The sequence below is a fragment of the Brevundimonas sp. genome (assembly GCF_023259385.1).
Taxonomy (GTDB): Bacteria; Pseudomonadota; Alphaproteobacteria; order Caulobacterales; family Caulobacteraceae; genus Brevundimonas.
Window position 1 is genome coordinate 1 of the sequence record NZ_JAHFPF010000133.1, and the last position, 9541, is coordinate 9541.

Below are 9541 nucleotides of genomic sequence, written 5' to 3' on the forward strand. Positions count from 1 at the left end.
GCCCCCGCCTGCTCGCGGCCCTGACCTGCGGCGCGGCGCTGGCGGGCGCCGGGGCGGGCTTTCAGATCCTGTTCCGCAACCCCCTGGCCTCGCCCGACCTGCTCGGCGTCTCTTCCGGCGCGGGCTTCGGCGCGGCGGTCGCCCTGCTGCTGGGCGCCGGGGTCTTCATGACCCAGACCGCCGCCTTCATCGGCGGGCTCGCCGCCGGGGCGCTGGCGGTCAGCTGCGCGGCGCTGACCCGCAGCGGCGACGGGCGGCTGGCCCTCATCCTGTGCGGGGTGGTGGCCGGCGCGCTGGCCTCCGCCGGACTGGGGCTCGTGGTCACCCTGGCCGAGCCCTATTCCCAGCTTCCGGCCATCACCTACTGGCTGCTGGGCTCCTTCACCCGCGCCACCTTGTCGGAGGCGGCCCTCGCCCTGGTCCCCGCCGCGCTGGGGACCGTGATCCTGCTGTGGCTGGGTTTCCGGCTGGACGTGCTGTCTCTGGGGGACGAGCAGGCGCGCTCATTGGGCCTGCCCGCGCGGCCCCTGCGCATCATCGCCCTGTGCGCCGCCGCCCTGATGACCTCCGCGGCTGTGGCCGTGGCCGGCGTGGTCGGCTGGATCGGCCTGCTGGCGCCCCACGCCGCGCGGCTGGTCGTCGGCGAACAGGCCGGGCGGCTGATCCCCGCCGCCATGGCGATGGGCGCCCTGTTCGCCCTTGTCATCGACCGCCTGGCCTCGGCCTTCGGCCCCGCGGAGCTGCCCGTCGGCCTGCTGTCCGCCGCCGTCGGCGCCCCGGCCTTCCTGCTGCTGTTCGTGATCAGCGCGAGGCGGGCATGAGCCTGATCCTAGAACAACTGGTCGCGGGCCGCCGCGGCTTCCGCCTGCCGCTGCTCGATCTGGCCGTCGCGCCGGGCGAGGTCGTGGCCCTCATCGGTCCCAACGGCGCCGGCAAGACCACCCTGCTGAAGACCGTCGCGGGCCTGCTGCCCCCGCTGCACGGCCGTACCGTGGGGGCCGGACCGGCCGCCTATCTGCCGCCGCCGGGCGCCGTGTCGGCCGGCTTCTCCGCCCTGCATGTGGCCGCCCTGGGCCGGGCGGGACGGCGGCGCTGGTCCTCGGCCCTCGCCCCCGACGACCTGGACGCCGCGCGCGCCGCGCTCACCCGGCTCGAGGTCGCCGATCTCGCGGACCGCCCCTTCGACCGCCTGTCCAGCGGCCAGCAGCAGCTGGTCCTGATCGCCCGCCTGTTCGTGCAGGACGCCGCCGTCTGCCTGCTGGATGAACCCCTGGCTCTGCTCGACCCCGCCCACAGCCTGCAGGTCGAGACCGCGATCCGGGCGCTGGCGGGCGAGGGGCGCGCCGTCATCGCCTCCACCCACCATCTGCCCTTCGCCGTGCGCGCCGACCGGGTGTTGTCGCTGGGACCGGACTGGATCGAATCGGCGAGCCCGGCCGCCGCCCTCGCGCCCGACCGCCTGCGCGCCCTGTTCGGGGTCGAGACCACCGCCTGCCCCTGCTGCGGCCATGCTGTCTCCTGAGCCCTTGAGTTGACGGCCCGGGTGGCCGACCCTGCGGTCATGACCCGTCTCCGCCTCGCCCTCGCCGCCGCCATCTTCGCCCTGATCGCCGCGCCCGCCGCGGCGCAGGAGACGCCCCGCTGGTCCTTCGCCATCCACGGCGGCGCCGGGGTCATCGAGCGCGCCAGCCTGACGCCCGAGCAGGACGCCGCCTACCGCGCCGCCCTGCACCGCGCGCTGGAGGCCGGACAGACGATCCTGGCCGACGGCGGCTCGGCGCTGGACGCCATCCAGGCGGCGATCCAGGTGATGGAGGACGACCCGCTGTTCAACGCTGGACGCGGCGCCGTCTTTACCGCCGAGGGCCGCAACGAGCTGGACGCCGCGGTCATGGACGGCGCGACCCTGAACGCCGGATCGGTCGCCGGCCTGACCACCACCCGCCACCCCATCGGCGCCGCCCGCGCGGTGATGGAGCAATCGCCCCACGTCATGCTGATCGGGCCGGGCGCCGACAGCTTCGCGGCATCCGTCGGACTGGAGCAGGTCGATCCGAGCTTCTTCTTCACCGAGCGCCGCTGGCGGGGACTGGAGACCGCCCTGCGCGCCCAGAACCTGCCGATCCCGCCCCGTCCCGCCGGCGCGCCGGGGCCGCAGGCCGCCAACGACCTGCCGCAGCCGCCCCTGAACGAGCGCAAATTCGGCACCGTCGGCGCGGTCGCGCTTGACCAGCAGGGCCGTCTCGCCGCCGGCACCTCCACCGGCGGCATGACCGCCAAACGCTGGGGCCGCGTCGGCGACGTGCCGGTGATCGGCGCCGGCACCTACGCCTCCAACGCCGACGGCTGCGCGGTCTCGGCGACCGGCTCGGGCGAGTATTTCATCCGCGCGACCGTGGCGCGGGACATCTGCGTCAGCACGCGGGGCGGCGCGACCGCGCAGGCGGCGGCCGAGACCGAGATCGCGGACGTGGGCTCGATCGGCGGCGACGGGGGCGTGATCGTCATGGGCCGCGACGGAGCGCCCGCCTTCGCCATGAACACCTCCGGCATGTATCGCGGCGCCGTCTCCAGCTCCGCGCCGGCCCAGGTCGCCATCTATGGCGATGAGGACCTCCAGCCGTGACCGCCGCCATCGATCTGACCGAGAAGTTCGCCGCCTTCTCCGATCACTGGCGGCCGCGCGTCGCCGCCCAGCTGAATGGTCAGGACGTTCGGCTGGTGAAGGTGCAGGGCGTCTTTCCGTGGCACAGCCACGCCGACGCCGAGGAGATGTTCCTGGTCTGGAAGGGGCGCTTCCGGGTCGAGTTCCGCGACCGGATCGTCACCCTCGACCCCGGCCAGTTCATCGTCGTGCCGCGCGGTGTCGAACACCGCACCGCCGCCGACGAGGAGGCCGAGGTGATGATCTTCGAGCCGTCCGAGGTCATCAACACCGGCGACGCCCCCGTCTCCGACTTCACCGCTCCGTCGGGACAGACCGTATGACCGCCCGCGACACCCCCGGCGTCCTCGCCCCGCCGCCGCTGATCTATCTCGCCTTCCTTCTGGCGGGCTGGGGTCTGGGCCAGCTGTTCCACGACTCCTCGCTGGGGCTGGACACCAACCTGCGCCGCGGTCTGGCGTTCGGCCTCGTGGTCGGCGGCCTGCTGATCGAAATGATCGCCCTCGGCCGATTCCGCCGCTGGGGCACCGCGCCCGAGCCGTGGAAGCCCTCGACCGCCCTGATCACCGACGGCCTGTATCGCTTTAGCCGCAACCCGATCTACATCGGCTTCGCCGTCATCCATGTGGGCTTCGCGGTCGCCATGGACAGCTCGGCGGCGCTCGCCGCACTTCTGCCCTGCCTGGTCGTCATCCACCGCTTCGTGATCCTGCGCGAGGAACGCTACCTCTCGCAGAAATTCGGCGCCGCCTGGGACGCCTATCGCTCGAAGGTGCGCCGATGGCTGTGAACGAAGACGAACTGTCCGTGGTGGCCATCGAGGAGCTGGACGCCGCCTGCGCCCTGCCGTGGCCCGACATGAAGGCCGTCACGCCTTGGGGCGACACCTATGAGGGCGTCGCACCGTCCGGCCGCGAGGTCGAGATCGAGCGCCGCTACCTGTGGGCCCACCAGCCCGAGGGCGCCATCGCCGTCGAGGTCGAGGTGCGCCTGATCGGGGGCCGCGAAGGCGCCGAGGCCAAGGCCCTGATCCACCCGCCGGGCTGAATCCACAAAACCGTTAACCTTTTCCCGTTGCCAAGCGCTGCCGTCGGCGCAGAATGCCGTTCGGTCCTCTCAGCGGGTATTGCATGTCCTACGGCCCAGACTTCGCCACGGCCGATCCGGCCAACGCTCCGCTCGACGCCCCCCTCTATCTGGGCGCGGACCCGGTGCTGTGGGGCGCCCTGATCCTGCTGTTGCTCGCCGCCGTCCTGCTGGGCTGGTTCCTCGGCGCGCGCGCGGCGCCGAAGACCGGCGACGCCTCGGCCTCGATCTGGAAGGCCATCGACGGCGCGGCCAAGGACGCCATGAAGGCGGACGACAGCGCCCTCAAGGGCCGGGCCGAACATCTGCTGGGCGTGGTCGACAACCGTCTGGGCAAGACCCTGGCGCTCGCCGGCGGCAAGGACGGCCTGTCCGCCTGCGTGAAGGCCCTGCGCTTCGCCGTCGACGGCACGCTGCCCGAGAAGCCCAAGGACAGCCACGACGCTCCGAAGGCCGACCCTGACAAGGCCCATAACGGCCATGGTCATGACGACAAGCCTGCCGACGACCACGGCCATGGCCCGACCGCCAGCGCCGCGACGGCCAACATCACCATCAACGTCGCCCCGCCGGCGCCCGCCAAGCCGGACAAGCCCCACCACGATCATCATCCGGCCCCCGCACCGCGTAAGGAGATGACGGTGCGCGAACAGACCGACGCCCTGCGCCTCGCCGTCGCAGCCTTCAATGAACACTGGCGGCACGAGAAGGCCCGCATCCGGGCGCTGCGGGCCGCGCTGGCCGAGCTGTCCGGCGTCGACGGGCCGCGTTTCAGCCACGACTGACGACACGATCCCGCGACAGGCGGTTTCCCGAACGCCGGAAACCGCTTAAGCCGGAAACATGAAACTCGCCTCGCTCAAGCACGGTCGTGACGGCCGCCTCGTTCTCGTTTCCAGCGACCTCGCCTGGTTTACCGACGCCTTCCTGATCGCGCCGACCCTGCAGGCGGCGCTGGACAACTGGGACCGGGTCGAGCCCGACCTGAGGGCCCTGGCTGAAAGCCTGGAGCACGGCGGCGTGCCGCGCGGCCGCTTCCACGAGCGCGACGCCGCCTCGCCCCTGCCCCGCGCCTACCAGTGGGCGGACGGCTCGGCCTATGTGAACCACGTCGCCCTGGTGCGTCAGGCCCGCAACGCCGAAATGCCCGACAGCTTCTGGACCGATCCCCTGATGTATCAGGGCGGTTCGGACGGTTTCCTCGCCCCGCGCGACGCCATCCCGCTGGCCGACGAAAGCTGGGGATGTGATCTCGAAGCCGAGATCGTCGTCGTCACCGGCGACGTGCCCCAGGGCGTGACCCGCGAAGAGGCCCTGTCGCACATCCGCCTGGTCGGCCTGGTCAACGATGTGTCGCTGCGCAACCTGATCCCGGCCGAGCTGGGCAAGGGCTTCGGCTTCGTCCAGTCCAAGCCCGCCAGCGCCCTGTCGCCGGTCTTCGTCACCCCCGACGCCCTCGGCGATCGCTGGGTCGACGGCAAGCTGCACGGCGCCCTGGCGGTCCAGCTGAACGGCGAGGACTTCGGCAAGGCCGACGCCGGGGTGGACATGACCTTCGACTTCGGAACCCTGATCGCCCATCTGGCCAAGACCCGCGCCCTGTGCGCCGGCACGGTGATCGGTTCGGGCACCGTTTCGAACCGCGACGCCGACGGCGGCCCGGGCAAGCCGGTGTCCGAGGGCGGCCTCGGCTACTCCTGCATCGCCGAGGTCCGCACGGTCGAGACCATCCTGCGCGGCAAGCCCGAAACGGCCTTCCTCAAACATGGCGACACCGTCCGCATCGAGATGCTGGACGACAAGCACCACTCCATTTTCGGCGCCATCGAGCAAACTGTCGGTCCGGTTGCGGGCTGACGCCTTTTCGCCTTTCTGTCGGTGTTAAGCTTGGCCACGACAACAAGGGAATGGGGAGTAGACTAATGAACCGGAAGTCGCTTTGGCGCACGATCGGTATGGCCTGCATGGCGCTCGCAGCCGTACCGGCTTTGGCCCAGGACGCGGGTGAGGATTGGGATTTCGGGCGCGATGAATCGCGGAACCTGAGCATCGCCGCCGTCACCTTCCAGAATTTCGGCGTCGCCGTACGCTGCGCCAACGACCGGCTGAGCGTCGTGGTCTCGGGCCTGCCTGCGGGCTCCGGCCGCCGGTCGCTGGGCTGGAGCCTCAACGGCGCCGCCGACCGGACTTCGCAATGGGTGTCGGCGCTCAACAGCACATCGGCGTTCGCGGTCTGGCCGCGCAGCGTCGCCACCGACCTGAGCCATGGCGGTCGCCTCAATGTCTCCATCGCGGATGGAAGCCGAGTGCGCCGGTACGAGGTCGACATTCCGGCGTCCAACCAGGCCGTCGGGCGCGTCTTCGAGGCCTGCGGCCTCAGCCTGACCACCCCCGCCGATGTCGCGCCGTCCGGTGAAAGCTTCGTCGGCCTGCGTTGGGACCGCGCGCCGCGCCCCAGCCTCCCCAACCGTTCGGAAAGCTTCGAGGCCGGTCTGGCCGGGATCCAGTGCACGGTCCAGGCCGATGGATCGCTGCGCGGCTGCCGCGCCGAAAGCGAGTTCCCGGAAAACGGCGGCTTCGGGCGCGCCGCCGTGCTCGGCGCCCACCGTTCGGGTCGGGTGTCTCCGATCGTTCAGGGCGAGTCCATCGCCGGTCGGACGATCAGCTTCGTCACCAACTACGGACAGCTCGAAGGCAACTACATGGAATCGCCGCCCAGCCGCCTGCCGGGCCGTGACGAGATCTACAATCCGCAGCGCGTGACCCCCAACTAGGTCTCGAACGCCAGCCCGTCTTTACGCGGGCTCAGGACGGACTAAGCTTCCCCCGTTCGCCGATCAGCGCGAACGGGGGAAGTCTTCGTGACGCAAGAACAACTCATTCCGCTCATCGCCATCGCGGTGGTGATCCCGCTCGTCCTGCTGCGCAATCGCAGACCCCGGACCCTGCGCATCGAATATATGTGGGTGGCGCCCCTGCTGGTCGTGGCCGCCATCGGCTTCGGCATCTGGGGCATGACCGTCAGCGGGCGCGGTCACGCGCCGGTCGAGCCTCTGTCCCTGCTGATCCTCGCCGTCGGCCTGGCGCTGGGCTGCGCCTTCGGCTGGCAGCGCGGCAAGATGACCACGATCTACAAGGAGCCGGACGGCACGCTGAAGGCCCAGGCCTCGCCCATCGGCCTGGTCATCATCATCGCCATCCTGATCGCGCGCCAGACGCTGCGCCCGTGGCTCGAAGCCCATGCCGCCGACTGGCACGTCAATCCGCTCGCGATCCTCGAAGCCTTCATGCTTTTCGCCGCGGGGACCGTCGTAGTCCAGCGCATCGAAATGTGGATCCGCGCCCGCAACATCCGCCACGGCGGCGCCGACGCCCATGTCGAGACCGAGGCCTGACACCCATGCGCCTGACCAGCCCCCTTCTCGCCGCCGCCGTCTGCGCGCTCGGCGCCTCTCCCGCCCTCGCCCAGCAGGCGGCCGAGGACTGGGACCTGACCACCAACGCCGAACAGCAGCTGACCCTGGCCACGCTCGACTTCGGCGCCAACGTCCTGGCCCTGCGCTGCCGCGCGGGCGACTTGGACATGCTGGTGACCGGCATCCCGGTCTCCACCAGCGCGACGCGCAAGGTGCAGGTGTCGGCCGGGGCCATCGCGGCCGAGGACCAGGTCTGGATCGCCCAGCCCGGCCAGCCCGTCCTGGGCGCCGCCGAGCCCGCCCGGCTGGCGCGCCAGCTTCGCGCCGGCGGCGATCTGGACATCCGGCTGGATCCCGAAGGTCCGACCGATCGCTCGCACCGCTACCGCCTGACCGTCCCGGCCTCCGCCGCCGCGGTGGACGCCGTCCTGACCGCCTGCGCCAAACCGCTGGATGAGGCGCGAGACCTGCTGGTGCGCGTCTCCGAACCCGTCACCTGGAGCGCAATGCCCATCCCGGCCTTCCCAAGGAGTCCGGCCGCGCAGACCGCGGGCCGGGGACGGGTCGGTCTGTCCTGCATCGTCTCGCCGGAATGGGGGCTCACGGACTGTCGGGTCGAGAGCGAGACGCCGCCGGACGCAGACTTCGGCGCCAGCGCGCTGCGAAGCGCCCGTGACGCGCGCCTGAATCCTCCGACGAACGGGACGGATATTCGTGGCCAGTTGCTGGTCTTCGCCATGCAGTTCGAACCGCCGGGCGGCCGGTGACCTGAGGCGAGTTGCATTCGTGCGACCGCCCCTGTAGGCGCAACGTCATGCGGGCGTGGTGAAACTGGTAGACGCGCCGGACTCAAAATCCGGTTCCGAAAGGAGTGTCGGTTCGAGCCCGACCGCCCGCACCAATCGACTCAAGGCGTGAGATTCATGCCGACGCGAGCCCAGCGCCCCAACACACTCATCGCGCGCACGATCTTGTGACTTTGGGTTGCCGATCCGGCGCCCCCTACTGCCTCGCGCCAAGCTTGGCTTTATTTTTGTAGGAGGGTCTCATGCTGAAGAACATCCTGGCCGCGACGGCGGCCGGTCTGGTCATGGCCGCGTCGCTCGGCGCCGCCGCCCCCGCCCCCACGGCCGCCGCGGCGGCCTCGGTCCAGCAGTACTATCCCGGTCCCGGGGTCTATTGCTTCGGCCCGAACCAGTGCTTCCCGATCGCCTATTCCTATGAGGTCTACTCCGACGCCGAGCACACCAACTATATCGGCGGCGGCTATGACACCTGCGTCCAGTCCGGCTCGATGATCTACGTCAGCTCACCCAACCTGCCGTCCGGCTATGAGGTGAAGACGCCGATGTACGTCTGTACCGAGATGGGGCCGTTCGAGCCGGGCGACTGGAACCCGCCGGCCTGATGAGCTCCTGGGGGCGATCCGCAAGGGTCGCCCTTTCTGCATGGAAAAGCCCCCGTCGGAAGGGGACCAACGGGGGCTCCGACGTTCATCGGGTCAGACCGGGGTGAGGAACTCCGGGCCGTTAGGCGAACGCACTATCTGAACGGATGATTTCAGCCAGTCCGTCGCGCCCCCGGCGGATAATTTTCGATAACGGAGGCGGCTATTCCACTGGTCGCTCCGCCCTCCGCGCCGTGACGTCAGCCGCCCGGCGAACCTGCGATGAGCACATAGCCCGGATGGCCGCTGACCTCGTCGCGCGCGGCGCGCAAGGCGGCCTGACGGCTGGTGAAGATGCCGAGCAGCCGCCCGTCGCGCGAGGCGAAGGTCCACAGGCCGTCGGAGGGTCGAACATCGACCGGAACCCGGGCCATCATGCCGACGCCCTCCCGCATTTCCGGCGGCCGGTGAGCCGGTCCGCCTCGGCCTGCAGGCTTCCGGCCAACGCCGCCGCGGCCTCCCGGTCGGCCAGCGCTCCGGTGCGACAGCCGTTGACGGCGACGCACCATCCGCCCTTGCACGCCCGCACCCTGTAGCGGCGTGGCCGCAGGGGCCGGACCGACGCCGGAGCGCCGTCCGCATATCCGCTCATCATCGGCCGCGCTCCCGATCCGACGATGGACGGGCGCCGAAAGCCAGGCCCACCAGATCCAGCGTCATGCGCCAGACGCCGGGCGTCCCTTGCGGACGCGGTTTGAGACTGTGGATCAGCAGGGAATTGCGGGTCATTTCGACCTCCGTTGCAGAGGCCCCAAATCGACACCCGGCAGGCCTCAGCGCGCCATTCGAAAAGCGGGGCCGCGCATAAGGGCCGCATAATCCCGATGGCCCGTCCTTACGCTTTCCTTATGCCGCCGCCGCGAAAGCGGATGGCGCGCTTACGCGGTTCGGGAGCCTTGTCCGGCCTTCTTTAGTCGGAGGCTGTCG

14 protein-coding genes and 1 tRNA gene are annotated in these 9541 nt (G+C 70.7%); 13 read left to right on the top strand and 2 right to left on the bottom strand.

Annotation, left to right across the window (positions count from 1 at the left end):
* From Q0C81_RS11160 to Q0C81_RS11220, 13 genes are all read left to right on the top strand, one after another.
* Positions 1-821 (top strand): iron ABC transporter permease (locus Q0C81_RS11160; protein ID WP_291837572.1); only part of this gene is annotated, 821 nt, incomplete at its 5' end.
* Complete coding sequence (locus Q0C81_RS11165) at positions 818-1522, top strand: ABC transporter ATP-binding protein (protein WP_291837575.1); 705 nt, start codon at positions 818-820, stop codon at positions 1520-1522. The genes Q0C81_RS11160 and Q0C81_RS11165, both read left to right, overlap by 4 nt.
* A gap of 39 nt (positions 1523-1561) precedes the next feature.
* Positions 1562-2626, top strand: a complete 1065-nt coding sequence (locus Q0C81_RS11170) for an isoaspartyl peptidase/L-asparaginase family protein (protein WP_291837578.1) — start codon at positions 1562-1564, stop codon at positions 2624-2626.
* Positions 2623-2988, top strand: a complete 366-nt coding sequence (locus tag Q0C81_RS11175) for a cupin domain-containing protein (RefSeq protein WP_291837581.1) — start codon at positions 2623-2625, stop codon at positions 2986-2988. The genes Q0C81_RS11170 and Q0C81_RS11175 overlap by 4 nt, the downstream gene beginning before the upstream one ends.
* Positions 2985-3455: an isoprenylcysteine carboxylmethyltransferase family protein gene (locus Q0C81_RS11180; protein ID WP_291837584.1), complete on the top strand. Its 471-nt coding sequence runs from the start codon at positions 2985-2987 to the stop codon at positions 3453-3455. The genes Q0C81_RS11175 and Q0C81_RS11180 overlap by 4 nt, the downstream gene beginning before the upstream one ends.
* Positions 3446-3712 (top strand): hypothetical protein, encoded by a 267-nt coding sequence (locus Q0C81_RS11185; RefSeq protein ID WP_291837587.1) that lies wholly within the window; start codon positions 3446-3448, stop codon positions 3710-3712. Before Q0C81_RS11180 ends, Q0C81_RS11185 begins: the two co-directional genes overlap by 10 nt.
* Positions 3713-3795: 83 nt before the next feature.
* Positions 3796-4536 (top strand): hypothetical protein, encoded by a 741-nt coding sequence (locus Q0C81_RS11190; protein ID WP_291837590.1) that lies wholly within the window; start codon positions 3796-3798, stop codon positions 4534-4536.
* 58 nt (positions 4537-4594) lie between these two features.
* The gene (locus Q0C81_RS11195) at positions 4595-5608 is read left to right on the top strand and encodes a fumarylacetoacetate hydrolase family protein (RefSeq protein WP_291837593.1); all 1014 of its coding nucleotides are present in this window, start codon (positions 4595-4597) and stop codon (positions 5606-5608) included.
* 65 nt (positions 5609-5673) lie between these two features.
* Positions 5674-6525, top strand: coding sequence for a hypothetical protein (locus Q0C81_RS11200; RefSeq protein WP_291837596.1), 852 nt, complete (start codon positions 5674-5676; stop codon positions 6523-6525).
* A gap of 87 nt (positions 6526-6612) precedes the next feature.
* On the top strand, positions 6613-7146 hold the full coding sequence (locus tag Q0C81_RS11205; protein ID WP_291837599.1) for a CcdC protein domain-containing protein: 534 nt from the start codon (positions 6613-6615) through the stop codon (positions 7144-7146).
* Positions 7147-7151: 5 nt separating this feature from the next.
* Entirely contained in the window at positions 7152-7934 is a 783-nt protein-coding gene (locus tag Q0C81_RS11210; protein WP_291837603.1) for a hypothetical protein, read from the top strand.
* Positions 7935-7983: 49 nt separating this feature from the next.
* Positions 7984-8068: transfer RNA gene (locus Q0C81_RS11215), tRNA-Leu, on the top strand.
* A 147-nt stretch (positions 8069-8215) separates the two neighbouring features.
* Positions 8216-8575, top strand: a complete 360-nt coding sequence (locus tag Q0C81_RS11220; protein WP_291837606.1) for a hypothetical protein — start codon at positions 8216-8218, stop codon at positions 8573-8575.
* A gap of 239 nt (positions 8576-8814) precedes the next feature.
* Here the strand turns inward: Q0C81_RS11220 and Q0C81_RS11225 are convergent, their stop codons facing one another.
* Positions 8815-8991: a hypothetical protein gene (locus Q0C81_RS11225; protein WP_291837608.1), complete on the bottom strand. Its 177-nt coding sequence runs from the start codon at positions 8989-8991 to the stop codon at positions 8815-8817.
* 214 nt (positions 8992-9205) lie between these two features.
* Positions 9206-9343 carry a hypothetical protein gene (locus tag Q0C81_RS11230; protein ID WP_291837611.1) on the bottom strand — a complete coding sequence of 46 codons (138 nt, stop codon included), beginning with the start codon at positions 9341-9343 and terminating at the stop codon, positions 9206-9208.
* Positions 9344-9541 lie beyond the last annotated feature (198 nt).